Raw genomic sequence first — 18,513 nt, 5'->3', positions numbered from 1 at the left:
GGTCTGATCCGGGGCGTCTGCCGTGCGGCTCTATTGACCTCCGCTGACCAGCGGTGCCACTATCTGCGGTCACAGAGCGGTACGTGCGTTTCACCAGGCGGACCGCAGGCCCTTCCGAAGGGAAGTCCGAGATGTGGGCGAGCCGGATCCGCACCGTGGCGGTCGCCGCCTGCGCTCTGGTCCTGACGGCGTGCGGCACCACCACGGATCCCGCCCCCGGCAAGGCACTTGTGGTGGCCGACCTCTACACCCCGACACACTCGATCGGCGAGGCGGGCTTCCAGCCGTTCATGAAGCGGGTCGAGGACGGCTCCCGGGGGCGGCTGAGCTTCGACTACCGCTCCTCCGAGCAGCTCATCGCCGTGGAGGACGACCCCTGGGCGGTACGGGCCGGCGCCGCCGACATCGCGAACATCCTGTACATGGACAGCCAGATGCCCCTCATGTACGTCCCTCAGCTGCCCGGGCTCTTCGAGGACCGGGACGTGGTCGGAGCGTCGAAGGCCTTCTGGCAGTACGTGCGGACGAATCCCCGCATCCAGTCGGACTTCCGCAAGTGGAACATGCGGCCGCTGTTCTGCTTCACCACCACGAACTACCAGTTGCAGTTCTCCGACCGGTCCGTGGACTCGCTGCCGAAGCTCTCCGGAAAGCAGATACGGGCAGCGGGCACCGTCCTCCCCCACTCGATAGAGGCGACCGGGGCCATATCGACGGACCTCAACGCGGCGGAGGCGTACGACGCCTTCAACCGCGGCGTCATCGACGGACTGAGCCTCTCGGTGACGAGCATGCGGGACTACTCCACCTACGAACTCATCAAGTCCGCGGTGCTCGGCGTGGATCTGGGCGCCTTCCCGGTCTGCTACGGGATGAATCTCGACCGCTGGAGGCAACTGCCGCCCAGGGACCGCCGCGTACTCCGGGAGGCCGGAGACCGCACCGTCGTCTCGGCGGCGAAGAAGCTGCGGGACCAGGTCGGTTCGGAGATCGAGCAGTGGAAGCGCGACGGCGTGGACGTGCACACCGTCGAGCAGACTCCGCAGGTCGAGAAGGAACTGGCCGGCGTGGAGGAGAAGTGGGTGGACCAGCTGGTGGCGGACGGGATGGACCGGCCGGCCGTCGAGCGGGCCATCGCCCAGTGGAAGCGGCTGCTGGAGCAGCACACCGGAAAGCGGACCCGATGAGGCGGCCGTCAGGGCCGACGCGTCCCGGGAGAGGATCAATGGCCGGTCACAACGGACCACGGACACACAGGACGCCCGGGACGCCCCCGACGGCCCCGAGGGGTGTGCGCGCCGCGACGCCCTCGGTGCACGTCGTCGCGGGGAACCTCGCGGGCGGGGTACTCATCGTCATCGCGCTGATCGTGCTCGCGGGCATCGTCTCCCGTGCGGTCTTCGGACGGCCGATCCCGTCGAGCAACGAACTCGTCGGCAGCTGCCTGATGGTGGCGCTGATCTATCTCTCCGTCCCCGCGGCGAACCATCTCCGCATCACCGTCATCACGCGGCGGCTCCCGCGGAAGGCGGCAGCGTACGTCGAGCGGGCCGTTGTCGGGATCTGTGCGGCAGGGCTGGCGGTCGCGGCGTGGGCGGCGCTCACCACGGCTGTCTTCTCCTTCCGCACGGGCGAGTCGACGGTCGGACTCCACACCTTCGACATCGCTCCCTTCCGGCTGATCATCTTCGCCGGGACGTTCCTGCTCCTGCTGCGCGTCGCACGCGAGGGCCGCTCCTGGCTCAGGGAGGAACACGAACCAGGGACCGACGAGGCGTCCGCAGCCGGTGATTCCGGCGGGCGGGACGACGGGCCTGGAGAACCGGGTGCCGGCAGCACACGAGCGGGCGACCGCACGGGAGACACCTGACATGGAGACCATCGGGATTCTCGCCGGCCTCATCGCCCTGGCCGTGCTGCTCGTCACCGGCACACCCGTAGGTCTCGCGATGCTCGTGGCCGGCACCGGCGGCTCGCTCATCGTCTTCGGGCCCGGCATCGCGATGACGTACCTGGGCACCTCCCTCTACCGGGAGTCGGCGAACTTCGTGCTGCTTTCCATACCCCTCTTCGTCTTCATGGGGGCTCTGGGAACCCAAGGAGGCCTGTGGGGACGGCTGTTCGCCTGGGCCTACTCCCTGGTCGGCCGCATCGGCGGCGGCCTCGCCATGGCGATCGTCGGCGCCGGAGCGGTGCTCGGCGCCGCGTCGGGATCCTCGACGGCCAACGCCGCGGCTCTCGGCAAGGTCTCGATCAGCGAGTCGAAGAAGTACGGCTACGAACAGCGGACCGTTCTGGCCTGCATCGCCGCCTCGGGAACCATCGCGGTGATGATCCCGCCGAGCATCACCCTCATCGTCTACGCGCTGCTCACCGACACCTCGGTCGCACGGCTCTTCGCCGCCGGCGTCGTTCCCGGCGTCCTCACCGCCGTCACGTTCATCGCCGCGGTGGCGGTCATCGCGAAGCTGCGGCCCGAAAGCCTTCCGAAGGGGCCGCGGTTCACGGCGCGTCAGCAGCTGACGGCCACAGGGGAGGTCGCTCCCACTCTGGGAGTCATCGGGCTGGTGATCATCGGGATCTACGCCGGTCTCTACACGCCGACCGAGGCGGCCGCGGTCGGTGTCCTGGGCATCGGCGTCCTGGCGCTCCTCTTCGGGAGGATCCGCTTCCCCCAGCTGTTCGCCGCCGCCCGTGAGGCGGCGGAGACCACGGGCATGATCTTCCTCATCATCGTGGGCGCATTCGTCTTCGGACGGTTCATGTCGGCGACGCAGATACCCCAGAGCTTCGCCGACACGATCTCGGGGCTGCCGCTCGGCCCGTACCCGATTCTGGTGGTCCTGCTGTGCGTCTACATCGTTCTCGGCGCGTTCATGGACCAGCTCGCGATCCAGGTGCTGACGATCCCGATCGTCTTCCCGCTGATCGAGGCCTTCGGCTTCGACCCGTACTGGTTCGCGGTCGTCTTCGTGAAGACGGTGGAGATCGGGCTGCTCACTCCGCCCCTGGGGCTCAACGTCTACGTCGTCAGCGGCATGGCCAAGGTGCCCGTCCACGAGGCGTTCCGGGGCATCTGGCCGTTTCTCGTGGCGGACGGCGTCATGCTCGCCGCGCTCGTGGCCTTCCCGGACATCACGCTGTGGCTCCCCGACCTGCTGCTGGGCCGGGAATAGCCGACTCGACCGGGCTCAGTCCCGCCCCCGGGGCTTCGAGCCGGCCGTCAGCGACGCGTGCAGCCCTTCGAGACCCGCGATCAGGCCGCCGAGGGCGAGTTCGAAGCTGTCGCTGTCGATCTCCTCGGCGTGCGCCGGGATCAGGTGCGCCTGTACGAGGTTGGGGTAGCGCTCGAAATAGACGCGGGTGTCGTCCGCGAAGCCGCTCGCGAAGGGTGTCGTGGCGGCGCCGATGACCAGGTACTTCACCGAGGCGGCGATCATCGTCGCGTACCTGGGCGGCCAGCCGTCCCCGACGAGCCCGCCGTGCACGGCGTCGGCCATGGCCAGGAAGTCCTCGCGTCTGCCCGTACCCGCGGCGACCACCGGGGCGGCGTTCGGGTGCTTGCTGAGCGCCGCGTGGTACGACCTGCCCCACGTCTCCAGCCCTTCGCGCCAGCCGCGCTCGAAGGCGGACGTGTCGACCTGCCGCGTAAGGAGGTTGGCCACGGCGTCCAGGACGGCGTCCTTGCCGGGATAGTGGCTGTAGAGCGAGGCGGCCCGGACGTCGAGCCTCAGGGCGAGATTGCGCATGGAGAGGGAGCCGATGCCCTCGGCGTCGATCAGCTCCAGCGCGGTGTCACGGATCAGCTCCCGGCTGAGCAGGGGCGACTTCGGGCGTGGCATCGCGGGCTCCTTGTGAAAACTAACGCCGTTAGGTTAACGTACGTCCAGAGAGAAACCTAACGCTGTTCGCGATGGACGAGGAGATCTCCGTGCCGCCCGTGACGCCCCAGACCCCGCTCGGACTCTTCGGCACCGAAGCCCTGATCGGCGAGGAGGACCGCGCGATCCGGGACACCGTCCGCCAGTACGTCGTGGAGAAGGTGCAGCCGAAGCTCGCCGACTGGTATGAGGACGGCTCGATCCCCGTCCGCGAACTGGCCGCGGAACTGGGCTCGTTGGGCGTCCTCGGCATGCATCTCGACGGGTACGGCTGCGCGGGCACCACCGCCACCGCCTACGGACTGGCCTGCATGGAGCTGGAGGCGGGCGACTCGGGGCTGCGTTCCCTGGTCTCCGTGCAGGGCTCGCTGGCCATGTTCGCGATCTGGAAGTACGGCAGCGAGGAGCAGAAGCAGCAGTGGCTGCCCGCCATGGCCGCGGGCGACGCCATCGGCTGCTTCGGCCTGACCGAACCGGACTTCGGCTCCAACCCCGCGGGCATGCGCACCCGCGCGGTGCGCGACGGCTCCGACTGGGTGCTCGACGGCACCAAGATGTGGATCACCAACGGGTCGGTCGCCGACGTCGCCGTGGTGTGGGCCAGGACGGACGACCCGGGGAACAAGGTCCGCGGCTTCGTGGTGCCGGCCGGCACCCCCGGATTCTCCGCCCCCGAGATCAAGAAGAAGATGTCGCTGCGCGCGTCGGTGACGTCCGAACTCGTTCTGGACGGCGTGCGGTTGCCCCAGTCCGCGGTGCTCCCCGAGGCCGTCGGGCTCTCCGGCCCCCTCTCCTGCCTCAACGAGGCGCGCTACGGCATCGTCTTCGGAGCGCTCGGGGCGGCGCGGGACTGCCTGGAGACGACTCTCGAATACGCCCGGCAGCGCGAGATCTTCGACAAGCCGCTGGCCGCCTATCAGCTCTCTCAGGCCAAACTCGCCGACATGTCACTGGAGTTGGGCAAGGGCATGCTGCTGGCGCTGCATCTGGGGACGCTCAAGGACGGCGGCTCGCTGCGGCCCGAGCAGGTCAGCCTCGGCAAGCTCAACAGCGTCCGCGAGGCGATCGCGATCGCGCGCGAGTGCCGCACGATGCTCGGCGCCGCCGGGATCACCCTGGAGTACCCGGTCATGCGGCATGCCAACAACCTGGAATCCGTGCTGACTTACGAGGGCACGTCGGAGGTGCACCAGCTGGTGATCGGCCAGGCGCTCACGGGCGAGGCGGCCTTCCGCTGACCGCGCTCAGGGCGTGCGGCGGGCGATCACCTGGACGCTGCGGGTGGTCTCGCCGTGATGCAGCGTGGCCGTGGCCGCCGAGCGCTCCTCCTCCACGGTGAAGCCGTGGGTGCGCAGCAACTCCCGTAGCTCCTCCGGCCGGTGGTGCCGGAAGAGCCCGCCGTCGGGGGTGGAGAAGACGCCGTAGGGACGGCCGGGAGAAGAGGCCGCGGCCTCCTCGTAGCGCCGCACATGGTGCTCGTCGGTCTGCAGCGGTACGTCGCTGAGGTAGAGCACCCCCGACGGCCGTACCAGACGGGCGAGTTCGGCGACGAGCACCTCCTGGTCCGCGTCGCCGGTGACGACACCGAGGATGACGAAGAGCAGCGCCGCGTCGAAGCTGCCGTCCTCGAAGGGCAGGGGAAGCGCGTCGAACCGTACGAGCGGCAGTGCCGGATGCTCGCGCCGCCCGCGCTCGATCAGCGCCCGGGACGGGTCCACGCCGTGGACGTCCCCGTAACCCAGCTCCACGAGCTGTGCCGTCAACCGCCCGTAGCCGCATCCGTAGTCGAGAACGCGCGCGCCCCGGGGCACGTACTGCTCCAGCAGCGCATGGTCGAGTGGGTGGGTGAAGGTCTTCGTCGCGCCGGTGTCCTCCCAGAACCCGTGCACGGCGGGACGCGAAGGGCGCTCGGACAGGGCCATGCCGGAAGGCTACCGGGGCGGCTCGCCCTGCCGGAGCGCGAAAACCGGCCCAGGGTGTGTCCGCGCCCGGGGCGCGCTCACCCGACGGCCGCGGGCCGCACCCCGGCTGACAGGGGTGCGGCCCGCGGCCGTCGTTCAGCGTGGTCGGGGCTCAGTCAAGCGCCGCCAGCGCGTCGTTGAAGGTCTTCGACGGACGCATCACGGCCGACGCCTTCGCGGCGTCCGGCCAGTAGTAGCCGCCGATGTCCGCGGGCGAGCCCTGCACGGCGATCAGCTCGTCCACGATGGCCTGTTCCTGCTCGCCGAGCGTACGGGCGAGAGCCGCGAACGCCTCGGCGAGCGGGGCGTCCTCGGTCTGCTTCGCCAGCTCCTGCGCCCAGTACAGGGCGAGGTAGAAGTGGCTGCCGCGGTTGTCGAGCCCGCCGACCCTGCGCGTCGGGGACTTGTTCTCCTGCAGGAAGGTGGCCGTCGCCCGGTCGAGGGTGTCGGCGAGGATCTGCGCGCGTGCGTTGTCCGTCGTCTGCGCGAGGTGCTCGAAGCTCACCGCGAGGGCGAGGAACTCACCGAGGCTGTCCCAGCGGAGGTAGTTCTCCTTGACGAGCTGCTGCACGTGCTTGGGCGCCGAGCCGCCCGCGCCGGTCTCGAAGAGCCCGCCGCCGTTGATGAGCGGGACGACCGAGAGCATCTTGGCGCTGGTGCCCAGCTCCAGGATCGGGAAGAGGTCGGTCAGGTAGTCGCGGAGCACGTTGCCCGTGACCGAGATCGTGTTCTCGCCGCGGCGGATGCGCTCCAGGGAGAACGCGATGGCCTCGACGGGCGACATGATCTCGATGCGCAGACCGTCGGTGTCGTGCTCGGGGAGGTACTGCCTGACCTTCGCGATGAGGTTGGCGTCGTGGGCGCGGCCCTCGTCCAGCCAGAACACCGCGGGGTCGCCGGTCGCGCGGGCGCGCCCGACGGCGAGCTTGACCCAGTCCCGGACCGGGACGTCCTTGGTCTGGCACATGCGGAAGATGTCGCCGGCGCTGACCGCCTGCTCCAGTACGGCGTGACCGCGGGCGTCGAGCACCCGCACCGTGCCGGTGGCGGGGATCTCGAAGGTCTTGTCGTGGCTGCCGTACTCCTCGGCCTTCTGCGCCATCAGCCCGACGTTGGGCACCGAGCCCATCGTGGACGGGTCGTACGCGCCGTTGGCACGGCAGTCGTCGATCACGGCCTGGTAGATGCCGGCGTAGCTGCTGTCGGGGATGACCGCGAGGGCGTCCTGCTCCTGGTCGTCCTTGTTCCACATGTGGCCCGAGGTGCGGATCATCGCGGGCATGGACGCGTCGACGATCACGTCGCTCGGCACGTGCAGGTTGGTGATGCCGCGGTGGGAGTCGACCATCGCCAGGTCCGGGCCCGCGGCGAGCTCCGCCTCGAAGGACTCCTTGATCCTGGCGCCGTCGGGCAGCGACTCCAGGCCCTTGAAGATGCCGCCGAGGCCGTCGTTCGGCGTCAGGCCGGCGGCGGCGAGCGTCTTGCCGTACTCGGCGAACGTCTTCGGGAAGAACGCCCGTACGACGTGCCCGAAGATGATCGGGTCGGAGACCTTCATCATCGTGGCCTTCAGATGCACCGAGAAGAGCACGCCTTCGGCCTTGGCGCGGGCGACCTGCGCGGTGAGGAACTCGCGCAGTGCCGCGACGCGCATCACCGCGGCGTCCACGATCTCGCCGGCCAGCACCGGCACCGATTCGCGCAGCACGGTCACGCTGCCGTCGTCGGCGGCCAGCTCGATGCGCAGGGAACCGTCCTCGGGCACGATCACGGACTTCTCGGTGGAGCGGAAGTCGTCGCCGTCCATGTGCGCGACGTTCGTCTTCGACTCGGAGGTCCAGGCGCCCATGCGGTGCGGGTTGGACCGCGCGTAGTTCTTCACGGACGCGGGCGCGCGGCGGTCGGAGTTGCCCTCGCGGAGCACCGGGTTGACGGCGCTGCCCTTGACCTTGTCGTAGCGGGCGCGGATGTCGCGCTCCTCGTCGGTCTTCGGCTCGTCCGGGTAGTCCGGCAGCGCGTAGCCCTTCTCCTGGAGCTCGGCGACCGCCGCCTTGAGCTGCGGGATCGAGGCCGAGATGTTGGGCAGCTTGATGATGTTGGCCTGCGGCGTCTTCGCCAGCCCTCCGAGGTTGCCGAGGGCGTCCTCGATGCGCTGCTGCGGCTCCAGACGCTCCGGGAACTGGGCGATGATCCGCCCGGCCAGGGAGATGTCGCGGCTCTCGACACCGACTCCGGCCGTCGAGGCGTACGCCCTGACCACGGGCAGGAACGAATACGTCGCCAGGGCCGGGGCCTCGTCGGTGTCCGTATAGATGATGGTCGAGTCAGTCACCGGTACTCCGCTCCACGTCTGCTCTGCTCCACGTCTACGTCGTCTCGATATCAAGATATCTCGTCACCTCCCGCGCGGGGCAACCCGCCCCCGGATCGGGCTCCGGCGACGGCCGTCCGGGGCTTGCGCACCCGGACGGGGTGGGGGTGATCCCACGGCCACGCGGGATCGTCGTGCGGCCCGTTGGGACCCGGCGCTCTGGCCAAACCCGCCGACACGCCTGATCATGGCTGCCGTTGCCCGACCGAAGCCCTCTCCTGCCGGAGCCCGCATGACCTACGACATCGACCTCTTCCGCGCGCAGTTCCCCGCCCTGGCGACGGGAACGGCGTTCTTCGACGGCCCCGGAGGGACACAGACACCCCGCGCTGTCATCGAGGCGATCGCGGGCGCGCTGGCGGGTCCGCTCTCCAACCGGGGGCACGTCAACCCCGCGGAGCGCAACGCGGAGACGATCGTCACCGAGGCGCGGCAGGCCCTGGGGGATCTGCTGGGCGCGGATCCGCGCGGGATCGTCTTCGGGCGCAGCGCGACCCAGCTCGCCTACGACTTCTCCCGTACGCTCGCGAAGTCCTGGTCGCCGGGCGACGAGATAGTGGTGACGCGCCTGGACCACGACTCCAACATCCGCCCCTGGACGCAGGCCGCCGAGCATGCCGGTGCCACGGTGCGGTGGGCCGAATTCGACCCGGAGGACGGGGAGTTGACGGCTGACGCCATCGCTGCGGTCCTCTCCTCCCGCACCCGGCTCGTCGCGGTCACGGGAGCCTCGAACCTGATCGGTACGCGTCCGCCGGTGCCGGAGATCTCCCGGCTGGCCCACGAGGCGGGTGCGCTGCTCTACGTCGACGGGGTGCATCTCACCGCGCACTCCCTCATCGATCTGGACGAGCTGGGCGCGGACTTCTTCGCCTGCTCCCCGTACAAGTTCCTCGGCCCGCACATGGGCGTGCTCGCGGCCCGGCCCGCACTGCTGGAGACTCTGGCTCCGGACAAGCTGCTCGCCTCCACCGACGCGGTCCCGGAGCGCTTCGAGTTCGGCACGCTGCCCTACGAACTCCTCGCCGGCGCCCGGGCGGCGGTCGGCGTCCTCGCACACCTCGGCGTACATCCCGAGCGGAACCGCCGCGAGCAGATCGCCGCCGCCTTCGCGGTGCTGGAGGAGCACGAGGAGGCACTGCTCGGCCGCATCGAGAAGGGCCTGTCCGCACTCCCGGCCGTGCGTGTGCACTCGCGCGCCGCCGTGCGCACTCCTACGCTCCTGCTCACCCTGGACGGCCACAACACCGCCGAAGCGGCTGCCCACTTGGCGGAGCGCGGCATCAACGCCCCCTCCGGTTCCTTCTACGCGATCGAGGCCGCACGCCACCTCGGTCTCGGCGACGGCGGAGGGCTGCGCGTCGGGCTCGCCCCGTACAACAACACCGAGGACGTCGACCGGTTGCTCGACGGGCTGGCGGACTTCCTGCACCAAAAGGCCTGAACACCAGGCCTGAACACCCCGGAAACGGAGTGCTTGTTCAGGTGGCGTGGCCAATTCGTGGCACAGCGGCCGAAACTCAGCGCGGCTCATCCGAAACGGCACCGCGCAGAAATTGACAACTATCGCACACATGACGGAACGCCTGGCTATGTTCGGTGTTGACCTGCCAACCGTGTGCCCAGACCAGCGCGCGGACGGCGAAACGAGGGAACGCGTCACGACGGATTCCAACGAGGGGGCCGGCGATGGCAGCACTGAATTGTGCCCGGTGCGGTGCACGCATCGAGGTGGACGGCACATCGTCATGTTCCTGCGTGCCCATGGCCGCCGATGAGATAGAGGCCTCGGACTTCGAAGCCTTCCGGCCCCGGGCCGCGTCGTCATCGTCGTCGTCCGGGCACACGGGAAAGATCATCGCCGGAGAGCTCCTGTACCGGTCCAGCCACCGGCGACCGAGCCGGCGCGGCAAGGGCGTCGTCGTGGGCCTCGCCTCGGCCGTGGCACTCGGAACGGTGACGTTCAGCCTGCAGGCGATGAATGCGGACCGGGACGTACGGGGCGGCGACAGGCCGGCCGTTTCGATCTCACCCGACCCGGACATCGCCGCGCGGGAGGCGGCAGAGGACGCCGACGCGTCCACGCCCGACCAGCCGGACACCGGTGGTCCCCCGCAGTCCGGTGACGACGGCGCGGGGCAAGGAGGCGAGGACGCCGGGGAGCCCCCTGGCTCGCAGCCTCCCCCGACGGATGACGAGAACCCCGCACCGCCACCGCCGGAGGACGACGCAGGAGGTGGCTCCTCGCAGGGCGGCGGCGACGGGGGTGGAGACGACGACGGTGGCGAAGACGACGGCGGCGCCCAGGGCGGCGGCGACGGCGGTGGAGACGACGACGGCGGCGGTGGCGAAGACGACGGCGGCGACGGCGACGGCGACGACGGCGGCGGGCTGCTGCGCGGCCTCGTCAGCCTGCTGTTCGGCGGCGGAGGCGACGACGACGGCGACCGCGACCACGGCCAGGACGACGGCCGCGACGACGACGGCCGCCACGGTGGCGGCGACCGGGGCAACGGCCACGACCGTGGAGGCGGGGGCGGCGGGCACCACTAGTCGGCCCCGGCCGAGGCAACCACCGCCCGTCAGCCCCGGCTGAGGCAACCACCGCCCGTCAGCCCCGGCTGACCGCCGTGAGGATCTCCGGGAGACGGGCCGCCACCCGCGGTGCCGCGACCCGGAGAGCGAAGGCCGGGGCGGAAAGCCCGTAGAGAAGTCCGGCCGGCAGCACGACCCACAGCCACGCGTGACCTCCGGAGAGGTGCAGCCAGATCGTCAACGCGGTCAGCGGTGCGCACAGCAGGGCACCGATGGCCATGCCGCCGAAGATGCTGAGGTAGGCGAGAGAGCCCTGACCGGGGGCGACGTTCTTGGAGCCGCTGTCCTGCGGGATGGAATAGGGGAAGCGGTACGAGCTGTAGACACCGGTGGCCAGCAGGACGCCGAGCAACCCCAGTGCCAGCCCCAGCACTTCGGGGATCGCCTGCCACTCCCCCAGGAGCGCGGAGTAGGCCACCACGACGGCCGTGACGTAGGGCACCGCGACGAGCGCGATGGCCAGCATCCGGCCGCGCATCTCGACATACGCGTCCCGCGGGGAGGAGATCGTCGAGGCCACCAGCCAGAAGCCCGAGTAGTCCTGCCCGAACTGGTTGTACATCTGGATGCCGAGCAGCCCTGCCACCCAGCAGGCGTTGTACACACTTCCGTTGCCCTGAGCCGCAAACACGGCCGGCAGCAGGATTCCCACGCCGAGCGAGGACGCCCAGCCCACCTTCGTCTTCGGGTCCCGCCAGGCGTAGCGCAGGCTGCGGAGCATCACCGCACCCGTGCGGCCCTGAGGCAGGAGCCCGGCCAGTCCCTTGCCGCCGCTGCGTCCGCGCGTCTTCTCCTGCCCCGTGGCGGCCTGGACGGTCGACGCGTCCGGTGAGGTCATCAGCCGGTCCAGGCTGCGGAACCACCACCACAGCAGCGCCACGAGCGCGGCACCGGACAGGGCGACTTGAGCCAGGGCGGGGCCGTACGCACCCTCACCCGCCGACTGCACGGCGGCCACCGCCGAGGCGGGCGGAACCCAGGCGAGCACGTCCGCCACGGGCTCGAGCGCAGAGAGTCCGCCGGCTTCGCTCAGCCGCTGAAAACCCAGGTTGAGCAGTTGTATTCCGACAGCGATGACCAGGCCGCTCAGCAGCGCCAGGTCCCGGCCACGACGGCTCGTGAGCAGACGGACGTTGACCGCGGCCACCGCCCGCGCCAATGCCAGGCACACGAGAACGAGCAGCGGGAGGGCGATCACCGCGACCACCGTCCCGACGGCGCCGTGCGCGAGCGCGAGGACGGCGCCGAGCGCGACAAGGACGGTGAACAGCGGGCCGATTCCGACGAGGGAGGCGACCAGCAACGCCGGCATCAGCCGGCGGGCCCGCAGCGGAAGCATGACCAGTCGGGTCGGGTCCAGGGTCTCGTCACCGCTGGGGAAGAAGACGGGCATCACCGCCCAGCCGAGCGCCATCAGAGCGGCCAACGGCACGACACCGGCGGCGGCGTGCTCGCTGCCGCGCAGCAGGATCAGGCCCAGGAGCTGACCTGCGCCGAGCAGCAGCACAAGCACGATGGAGACGACGAAGGCGGCAGTACGGCCCGAGGACTGGCGCAGCCCGTTCCGCAGAAGGGACAGCTTGAGCCGCGTGAACGTCCAGGTGACGGACTGCTGCTGCGCGCTCACTCGGCAGCACCGTCCGCCCGGCTGCTGCCACCGCCCAGCCAGTCGAGGCCGTCCCCGGCAGCCGCACGCTCGTTCGCGCCGACGAGGTGCAGGAACGCCTCGTGCAGCGAGCCCGCGGAGCCTCTGACGTCCGCGAGCGGGCCGTGCGCCCGGATGCTGCCGACAGCCATGACGGCAACCCAGTCGCACAGCGACTCCACCAGCTCCATGACGTGGCTGGAGAAGACGACTGTCGCACCGGAACCGGTGTAGCGCTCGAGCACGCCTCGGATCGTCTCCGCGGAGACCGGGTCGACGCCCTCGAAGGGCTCATCCAGGAAGAGCACTTCGGGGTTGTGCAGCAGCGCGGCGGCCAGGCCGATCTTCTTCCGCATGCCGGTGGAGTAGTCGACGATCAGCTTGTGCTGCGCGCCGACGAGGTCGAGCGTCTCGAGCAACTGCGACGTACGCCGGTCCGCCTCCTGGCGGGGGAAGCCACGCAGAGCGCCGAGATGACTGAGGAGCTCGCGCCCGGACAGCCTCTCGAACAGGCGCAGCCCCTCCGGCAGTACCCCGATGCGGGACTTGACATCGACCGGATCGCGCCACACGTCACGTCCACCCACCTCGATGGTGCCGGAGTCCGGACGCAGCAAGCCGGTGATCATGGAGAGGGTGGTGGTCTTGCCGGCGCCGTTGGGGCCGACCAGCCCGACGAACCTCCCCGAGGGCACGTCGAGGTCGATGCCGTCGACGGCGACCTGTGCACCGAACTGCTTCCGGAGCCCTCTCACCCTCACCGCCGCGACGAGGCTTCGGCTTTCAGTGGCGTCGAGTTGCTCCTGTGGATCGTGCAGTGTCACCGTCATGCCTCTCTACGTACTCCGCGGCCGCTGCAGGGACGACCGCCCGTCTTCTCGTCCGTCGGCGGACCCCCGTCTCCGGAATCCCGGGCCGGGCCCTGTCCGGATTCCGACACCTGCCCGGGTGGCACTTCAGTATCCATACGGGTTCTGGGAGGCGTGCCTTGTCGGCTGACTCGATACCTGGCCGAAACCGTGTCCCGGCTCGTCCCACCAGTCCCCAGGTCCGAACACACGTAGACGAACAGCCGGTTGAACGACGCATGAGTGCCCTCGACATCGGGCACTCGGCCGCGGAAGCCGACCCCGTGCATTGGAGGCATGCTGTGCTCGCCGCCATCGTCGGCGCGATCCAGACCGTGCCCTCAGCAATCCTCACGATCATCACGCTGCCCTTCCGTCTCGTAGGCCGCCCCCTCGGCGGCGCGAAGAGACGTCCGTAACCGCCGCAAGCGGCAACCAGGCGTCGACTCGAAAGACGAAGGACAGGAGGCCCAACCATGGGTGACAGGCACGTAGCCCCCGACGGCAACCAGTGGAAGATCTTCAACCCGGACGGTGTGCAGGCCACGACCCACACCGACACGCAGGAAGCGGCCATAGAGCGCGCCCGGGAGATCATCCAGAACGACGGCGGCGGAGAGCTCGTCGTCCACGGCGCGGACGGTCAGATCCGCGACAAGCGCACTCTCACGGCGGGAGACGCCCCCAACTCCCCGCGTGGCTGAGGCTCTTGACCACGAGATGTCCGGGAGGCCCGCACACTCCGGGCCTCCCGTTCTTTCGGTCGGGACGGGTGTGAAGCTGACTGAAAGGCGTGGGGTCGCGCTCCGGCGCCGGACCTCTCGTAACGTCGGCCCGTCACCCGGTCGGGAAGACGGTCCGGGCGGAAGCCGGCCAGGACGTCCTCTCGCCCCGGAGGCCATGACCGAGAACTGGCGCTGCGGATCCGTCGCGGCATCGCCCGCGGGCTGCCAGGCTCCTGCCATGAGGAGACACACACCTTCCTGGTTCCGGGTTCGCACGAGGGTCGTGGCCGTGGCTGCGGGGCTCGCCCTGGTGCTCGGCACCGGCGGCGCGGCCGGCGCCCGTACCGCCACGCCGGAGCAGAAGCCCTCGTGGCAGAAGGCCGTCGAGCGGATTCTCTCCGGCAAACGGCTGGACGGGGCCAGTTCGAGCGTGGTGGTGGCCGACGCGCGCAGCGGCAAGGCGCTCTACCGTCACCACAGCGGCAAGCGGCTGGTGCCCGCGTCCAACACCAAGCTGCTGACCTCGGCTGCCGCCATGGACGTACTCGGGCCCGGCTACCGCTACCGCACCGACGTACTCGCGCACGGCGACCGCGACGGCGGCCGCCTCGACGGCGACCTGTACGTGCGCGGCACCGGCGACCCGGCACTGCTGGCGAAGGACTACGACGCGATGGCGGCCGAGGTCGCCGAGTCCGGGATCGAGGAGGTGACGGGCAGCCTGGTCGCCGACGACACCCGGTTCGACTCGCAGCGGCTCGGGCGCTCATGGGCGGCCGACGACGAGTCCGCGTACTACTCCTCGCAGATCTCCGCGCTGAGCCTGGCCCCCGACACCGACTACGACACGGGCTGCGTGTACGTCGAGGTCGTACCGGGCTCCACGGCGGGCGAGAGGCCCAAGGTGAAGGTCACGCCCGGCAACGATTACGTCGACGTCGGGGTCGACGCCACCACCGTCGAAGCTAACGGTGAGACCACGCTCTCCGTCGACCGCGAGCACGGCGGCAACAGGCTCACCGTGAGCGGCGGCATCCCCGTCGGCGCGAAGCCGTACGAGTCGTGGACGAGCGTGTGGGAGCCCACCGGATACGCCGCGTCCGTCTTCGCCGACGCGCTGGAACGGCACGGCGTACGGGTCGCCGGAGAGACGGAACTGGGCAAGGCCACGCCGGAAGGCGCCCAGCGCGTCGCGCGTCATTCGTCGATGCCGCTGAAGGAGCTGACCGTCCCCTTCATGAAGCTGTCCAACAACAACCACGCCGAGGTCCTCACCAAGACCATGGGCCACGAGACGGCCGGCAAGGGCACCTGGAGCGCGGGCCTGAAGGCGATCCGCGGCTTCCTGGAGAAGGAGGGCGTGGACACCGGCACGCTGCGGCAGGTCGACGGCTCGGGACTGTCCAGGATGGACAACGTGTCCGCGGACCACCTCGCCACGCTTCTCCACTCGGTACGGAAGAAGCCGTGGTTCGAGCAGTGGTACGACGCGCTGCCGATCGCCTGCGAACCGGGCCGGCTTACGGGCGGAACGCTGCGCTCACGCATGTGCGACACCCCCGCCGAGGGCAACGCGCACGCCAAGACGGGCTCGCTGACGGGGGCTTCGGCGCTGTCGGGGTACGTGACCGGTGCGGACGGCCGCGAGCTGACGTTCAGCATCGTCCTCAACAACTACATGGCCGACTCGGTGAAGGGCGTCGAGGACGCGATCGTGGTGGCGCTCGCCTCGGACGGGAAGGACGGCAAGCCGGCGGAGAAGCGCGGTGGAGACCGCGACACCGGCCGCACCCCGGCTCCCACATTCGGCACGGAGTGCTCCTGGACGAAGCCGGCCCGCTGCTAGGACCTTCCACCGCGCCCGCGCCCGCGCCCGCGCCGCAACCGCCGCCCGTCCGGGAGACGTTCTCCCGTGCGGGCGGTCGTGCGTGCGTAGGAGACCGGTGGCGGTGGCGGTACCGTCCTCCGGAAGGTACCTTGTTCCGCATGGTACTTCCTGGCGGAGCGCACTCCGGAGTGAGCCAGCTCCGGCGTGGAATCCTTCAGTTCTGCGTTCTGGCCCTTCTGCGCGACGGCGAGAAGTACGCCTTCGAGCTGGTACGCGAGCTGTGCGACGCCCATGGCCTCGCGACCAGCGAAGGCACCATCTACCCGCTGCTCTCCCGTCTCCGGAAGGAAGGCTGGGTCAGCACCGCCTGGCAGGAGTCCGACACAGGACCGCCGCGCCGCTACTACACGCTGACGGCGTCGGGGCGTACGGCGCTGACGGACTTCGCCCGGGAGTGGGGGGCCTTCAAATCGACCGTCGACAAGCTTCTTGGCCAGTGAGGGTGAGGCACCGGTGACATCCAGGGGAGATCAGCTCGTCGAGGAATACCTGCGCCGCTTCGACAACGCTTCCGTATTCCTCGCGGAAGAACGCCGCGCGGAGCTGAGACAGGAGATCTTCGAGCACATAGCCGCCGGCACGGAGGAAGCGGAGGCGGTGTACGCCGAGGCCGTAAGTGCCGTTCTGGACCGGCTGGGGCCGCCGGCGGACATCGTGGCCTCGGAGACCGGTCCGGGATCCGGTCAGGGCGCCGGCCCTGGTTCCACGGCGGGCGCCGGTTCCACGGCGGGCGCCGTCGCCGCGGAGCCGCCAGGCCCGGGGTCCGGCGTCATGGGACCCGGAGGCCCCGCTGCCGCCCTCGGCCAGGACGCTCCGCACGTCCCCGGGTCCGTCACGAAGGGGGACGGCGGGCCGCCCCGTGGAAGAGGCTCCGCGGGTTTCCATGGCCGGTCACGGAAGCTCGCGCTCGTGCTCGCCGCTGCGGTGGTCGCGGCGCTCGCCGTCGGCACGGCGGCCATCGGGGCGAGCAGTTCGTCGAGTGATCCGGGCCCGGCGGTCAGCGAAACCTCGACCACGCCGTCGCAGAGCGATACGCCCACCAGCGAGCCGGCCACGAGCGAGACGACCACCAGTGAACCGCCGAGCGAATCCCCCCGGGACGGCGACACCAGCTCCGCCCCGCCGTCGCCGGACACCTCCACCCCGCCCCCGCGGGAGCCGAGCGCGAGTCAGACGGGATAGGCACGGCCGAGCCGGGTGGTGCCGCGCCGTACGTGCCGCACGGCACGGCACGCCGTACGTGCGGCACGGCTCCCGGCGTCAGTGACCCGCCGGTGCCGAGGCGACCGGCAGCGGCTCCACCACTGCGCCCTCGCCCGGCACCGCCTGCTCCCTGACCCGGACGTGCTCCGGGCCGGACGGCCATTCGCGGAAGCGCCGGAAAAGCATCGGCAGGCCTCGGGCGACGGACAGCTCGGAACTGTCCGTGACCTGCATGTGCACGTGCGGCTGAGTCGAGTTGCCGGAGTTGCCGCAGTTCGCGATGTGCTGTCCTTCCACCACCTTCTGGCCGACGGACACGCGGACGGAGCCGGCCTGGAAGTGCACCAGGGAGACGAAGGCACTGCTCTCCGTCAGCGAGATGACCACGTGGTTGCCGGCGACGGCGTTCACGCCCTGGCGGAGCCGCGCAGCCTGGCCCAGCGCGTACGGCACCAACGCCGGCTGCGACCGCCGCCCTTCGTGATCGGGCTCGGCGTCGTGCACGTGGACGACGGTGCCGCTGCCGGGAGCCAGGACCGGCCTGCCGAAGGCGAAGAAGAGCTCCGGCGGCTCGGTGGCGAAGTAGGTCCGCCAGCTTCGGCCGGGGGCGGTCCGGTGCCGATCGTCCACACCGACGAAGTCGATGGCGTATCGCCCGCCGAACAGGTCGGTCCCATGACTCGGGACCCGCCGGGCCGGGCTGTTCTCGACACGCCACAGCCCGGAGAACGGCAACGCGACTGTGACTCCGTGCGCCGCCGTACCTCGTGAAGCCGACTCTCCGACCATGACGTCAGAATAGGCGAGCACGGCGCGAGTGAGCCGGGTTCGCGCCGGCCTCCGTCGCCGCTGTGTCATGCGCTCCAACTGCCGCCCGACCGGAAGATGTTCTCCTGTACGGCGTCCGGGCTGAGGCACTGGGCCCGGTGGGCGGGACGTACGAGTTCGCCGGGGAGAGGGTCGATGCCGCGGAGTCTCACCGCGACGACGTCGACGGTCACGGACGGGTGCGCCGCACGGACCAGCCCCCGGCCTCCGGCCAGGGGGACCCTCTGCAGCCGCCAGCGGTCGTGCGGCGGGACGTCCTCGGCCGGCATGTCCCGCGTCGACAGGCACACCCAACGGTCGTAGTTCGTCGGGTAGTTCGCCACCTCGGCACCGCAGTGGGGGCAGGGCTGCGGCTCGTACCAGCCGCAGTCGTCGGGGCCCGGATCCGGTCTGGGCGGGGCCGTCGCGCCTTCCTCCTCCGCGAGTTCGTTCGCGATGACGTTCCAGCACGGATCGCAGAGCACGACACCCATGGGATAGGCGCGCCCCCGTTCCGCGACGCTCGGATCTTCGAGGTGGCAGTCCTGGCAAACGGCTCGGCTGAAGTCCTCGATCGCCCCCATGTTCC

The 18,513-nt window shown here is 70.3% G+C and carries 19 protein-coding genes; 11 read left to right on the top strand and 8 right to left on the bottom strand.

The window, feature by feature from the left end; genetic code table 11:
- The first annotated feature begins 83 nt into the window (after positions 1 to 83).
- The 3 genes from ACSMXX_RS24730 (at position 84) to ACSMXX_RS24720 (ending at position 3,176) form a co-directional block, all read left to right on the top strand.
- Entirely contained in the window at positions 84 to 1,187 is a 1,104-nt protein-coding gene (locus ACSMXX_RS24730) for a type 2 periplasmic-binding domain-containing protein (RefSeq protein ID WP_473180898.1), read from the top strand.
- A 104-nt stretch (positions 1,188 to 1,291) separates the two neighbouring features.
- Positions 1,292 to 1,870, top strand: coding sequence for a TRAP transporter small permease (locus tag ACSMXX_RS24725; protein WP_473180897.1), 579 nt, complete (start codon positions 1,292 to 1,294; stop codon positions 1,868 to 1,870).
- A gap of 1 nt (position 1,871) precedes the next feature.
- A complete protein-coding gene (locus tag ACSMXX_RS24720; protein WP_473180896.1) occupies positions 1,872 to 3,176 on the top strand; it encodes a TRAP transporter large permease in 1,305 nt (434 codons plus the stop codon).
- Between the two features lie 15 nt (positions 3,177 to 3,191).
- Here ACSMXX_RS24720 and ACSMXX_RS24715 read toward each other — a convergent pair whose 3' ends face one another.
- Complete coding sequence (locus ACSMXX_RS24715; RefSeq protein WP_473180895.1) at positions 3,192 to 3,842, bottom strand: TetR/AcrR family transcriptional regulator; 651 nt, start codon at positions 3,840 to 3,842, stop codon at positions 3,192 to 3,194.
- 71 nt (positions 3,843 to 3,913) lie between these two features.
- On the opposite strand from ACSMXX_RS24715, the gene ACSMXX_RS24710 reads away from it, so the two are divergent.
- Positions 3,914 to 5,119 carry an acyl-CoA dehydrogenase family protein gene (locus ACSMXX_RS24710; protein WP_473180894.1) on the top strand — a complete coding sequence of 402 codons (1,206 nt, stop codon included), beginning with the start codon at positions 3,914 to 3,916 and terminating at the stop codon, positions 5,117 to 5,119.
- Positions 5,120 to 5,125: 6 nt separating this feature from the next.
- Here ACSMXX_RS24710 and ACSMXX_RS24705 read toward each other — a convergent pair whose 3' ends face one another.
- Together ACSMXX_RS24705 and ACSMXX_RS24700 are read right to left on the bottom strand one after the other, a co-directional pair.
- Positions 5,126 to 5,803: a class I SAM-dependent methyltransferase gene (locus ACSMXX_RS24705; RefSeq protein WP_473180893.1), complete on the bottom strand. Its 678-nt coding sequence runs from the start codon at positions 5,801 to 5,803 to the stop codon at positions 5,126 to 5,128.
- A 151-nt stretch (positions 5,804 to 5,954) separates the two neighbouring features.
- Entirely contained in the window at positions 5,955 to 8,174 is a 2,220-nt protein-coding gene (locus ACSMXX_RS24700) for an NADP-dependent isocitrate dehydrogenase (protein WP_473180892.1), read from the bottom strand.
- Between the two features lie 271 nt (positions 8,175 to 8,445).
- Here ACSMXX_RS24700 and ACSMXX_RS24695 point away from each other — a divergent pair, with 271 nt between their 5' ends.
- Positions 8,446 to 9,657 carry a cysteine desulfurase-like protein gene (locus ACSMXX_RS24695; RefSeq protein WP_473180891.1) on the top strand — a complete coding sequence of 404 codons (1,212 nt, stop codon included), beginning with the start codon at positions 8,446 to 8,448 and terminating at the stop codon, positions 9,655 to 9,657.
- 76 nt (positions 9,658 to 9,733) lie between these two features.
- Here the strand turns inward: ACSMXX_RS24695 and ACSMXX_RS24690 are convergent, their stop codons facing one another.
- Entirely contained in the window at positions 9,734 to 9,979 is a 246-nt protein-coding gene (locus ACSMXX_RS24690) for a hypothetical protein (protein ID WP_473180890.1), read from the bottom strand.
- Between ACSMXX_RS24690 and ACSMXX_RS24685 the strand changes: the two genes are divergently transcribed.
- On the top strand, positions 9,978 to 10,766 hold the full coding sequence (locus ACSMXX_RS24685; RefSeq protein ID WP_473180889.1) for a hypothetical protein: 789 nt from the start codon (positions 9,978 to 9,980) through the stop codon (positions 10,764 to 10,766). The two genes, ACSMXX_RS24690 and ACSMXX_RS24685, sit on opposite strands and share 2 nt — an antisense overlap.
- A gap of 58 nt (positions 10,767 to 10,824) precedes the next feature.
- Here the strand turns inward: ACSMXX_RS24685 and ACSMXX_RS24680 are convergent, their stop codons facing one another.
- Together ACSMXX_RS24680 and ACSMXX_RS24675 are read right to left on the bottom strand one after the other, a co-directional pair.
- Positions 10,825 to 12,435, bottom strand: coding sequence for a transporter (locus ACSMXX_RS24680; protein ID WP_473180888.1), 1,611 nt, complete (start codon positions 12,433 to 12,435; stop codon positions 10,825 to 10,827).
- Positions 12,432 to 13,283: an ABC transporter ATP-binding protein gene (locus tag ACSMXX_RS24675; RefSeq protein WP_473180887.1), complete on the bottom strand. Its 852-nt coding sequence runs from the start codon at positions 13,281 to 13,283 to the stop codon at positions 12,432 to 12,434. Before ACSMXX_RS24675 ends, ACSMXX_RS24680 begins: the two co-directional genes overlap by 4 nt.
- Positions 13,284 to 13,540: 257 nt before the next feature.
- On the opposite strand from ACSMXX_RS24675, the gene ACSMXX_RS24670 reads away from it, so the two are divergent.
- The 5 genes from ACSMXX_RS24670 (at position 13,541) to ACSMXX_RS24650 (ending at position 17,096) form a co-directional block, all read left to right on the top strand.
- The gene (locus ACSMXX_RS24670) at positions 13,541 to 13,720 is read left to right on the top strand and encodes a hypothetical protein (protein ID WP_473180886.1); all 180 of its coding nucleotides are present in this window, start codon (positions 13,541 to 13,543) and stop codon (positions 13,718 to 13,720) included.
- Between the two features lie 57 nt (positions 13,721 to 13,777).
- Positions 13,778 to 14,005, top strand: a complete 228-nt coding sequence (locus tag ACSMXX_RS24665) for a DUF2188 domain-containing protein (RefSeq protein ID WP_473180885.1) — start codon at positions 13,778 to 13,780, stop codon at positions 14,003 to 14,005.
- Positions 14,006 to 14,264: 259 nt separating this feature from the next.
- Entirely contained in the window at positions 14,265 to 15,872 is a 1,608-nt protein-coding gene (gene dacB / locus ACSMXX_RS24660) for a D-alanyl-D-alanine carboxypeptidase/D-alanyl-D-alanine endopeptidase (RefSeq protein WP_473180884.1), read from the top strand.
- A 140-nt stretch (positions 15,873 to 16,012) separates the two neighbouring features.
- Entirely contained in the window at positions 16,013 to 16,354 is a 342-nt protein-coding gene (locus ACSMXX_RS24655; RefSeq protein ID WP_473180883.1) for a PadR family transcriptional regulator, read from the top strand.
- A 13-nt stretch (positions 16,355 to 16,367) separates the two neighbouring features.
- Positions 16,368 to 17,096 carry an HAAS signaling domain-containing protein gene (locus ACSMXX_RS24650; protein ID WP_473180882.1) on the top strand — a complete coding sequence of 243 codons (729 nt, stop codon included), beginning with the start codon at positions 16,368 to 16,370 and terminating at the stop codon, positions 17,094 to 17,096.
- Between the two features lie 78 nt (positions 17,097 to 17,174).
- On the opposite strand, the gene ACSMXX_RS24645 is transcribed toward ACSMXX_RS24650, so the two are convergent.
- Both ACSMXX_RS24645 and ACSMXX_RS24640 read right to left on the bottom strand, forming a co-directional pair.
- A complete protein-coding gene (locus ACSMXX_RS24645) occupies positions 17,175 to 17,906 on the bottom strand; it encodes a M23 family metallopeptidase (RefSeq protein WP_473180881.1) in 732 nt (243 codons plus the stop codon).
- 65 nt (positions 17,907 to 17,971) lie between these two features.
- Positions 17,972 to 18,508, bottom strand: coding sequence for a DUF6083 domain-containing protein (locus ACSMXX_RS24640; RefSeq protein ID WP_473180880.1), 537 nt, complete (start codon positions 18,506 to 18,508; stop codon positions 17,972 to 17,974).
- Between the last annotated feature and the right edge of the window lie 5 nt (positions 18,509 to 18,513).

It is taken from the genome of Streptomyces sp. DSM 116795 (assembly GCF_055792905.1).
Note: the sequence above shows the minus strand (reverse complement) of the source record. Positions and strands in the feature narration are given on the sequence as shown.

Excerpts from the sequence above, each read along its gene's own strand:
- ACSMXX_RS24690 (WP_473180890.1), bottom strand. The coding sequence starts at position 9,979 with ATGGGCACGCAGGAACATGACGATGTGCCGTCCACCTCGATGCGTGCA.
- ACSMXX_RS24670 (WP_473180886.1), top strand. The coding sequence starts at position 13,541 with ATGAGTGCCCTCGACATCGGGCACTCGGCCGCGGAAGCCGACCCCGTG.
- dacB (WP_473180884.1), top strand. The coding sequence starts at position 14,265 with ATGAGGAGACACACACCTTCCTGGTTCCGGGTTCGCACGAGGGTCGTG.
- ACSMXX_RS24720 (WP_473180896.1), top strand. The coding sequence starts at position 1,872 with ATGGAGACCATCGGGATTCTCGCCGGCCTCATCGCCCTGGCCGTGCTG.
- ACSMXX_RS24665 (WP_473180885.1), top strand. The coding sequence starts at position 13,778 with ATGGGTGACAGGCACGTAGCCCCCGACGGCAACCAGTGGAAGATCTTC.
- ACSMXX_RS24685 (WP_473180889.1), top strand. The coding sequence starts at position 9,978 with ATGGCCGCCGATGAGATAGAGGCCTCGGACTTCGAAGCCTTCCGGCCC.
- ACSMXX_RS24675 (WP_473180887.1), bottom strand. The coding sequence starts at position 13,283 with ATGACGGTGACACTGCACGATCCACAGGAGCAACTCGACGCCACTGAA.
- ACSMXX_RS24715 (WP_473180895.1), bottom strand. The coding sequence starts at position 3,842 with ATGCCACGCCCGAAGTCGCCCCTGCTCAGCCGGGAGCTGATCCGTGAC.
- ACSMXX_RS24695 (WP_473180891.1), top strand. The coding sequence starts at position 8,446 with ATGACCTACGACATCGACCTCTTCCGCGCGCAGTTCCCCGCCCTGGCG.
- ACSMXX_RS24655 (WP_473180883.1), top strand. The coding sequence starts at position 16,013 with ATGGTACTTCCTGGCGGAGCGCACTCCGGAGTGAGCCAGCTCCGGCGT.
- ACSMXX_RS24640 (WP_473180880.1), bottom strand. The coding sequence starts at position 18,508 with ATGGGGGCGATCGAGGACTTCAGCCGAGCCGTTTGCCAGGACTGCCAC.
- ACSMXX_RS24645 (WP_473180881.1), bottom strand. The coding sequence starts at position 17,906 with ATGGTCGGAGAGTCGGCTTCACGAGGTACGGCGGCGCACGGAGTCACA.
- ACSMXX_RS24710 (WP_473180894.1), top strand. The coding sequence starts at position 3,914 with ATGGACGAGGAGATCTCCGTGCCGCCCGTGACGCCCCAGACCCCGCTC.
- ACSMXX_RS24705 (WP_473180893.1), bottom strand. The coding sequence starts at position 5,803 with ATGGCCCTGTCCGAGCGCCCTTCGCGTCCCGCCGTGCACGGGTTCTGG.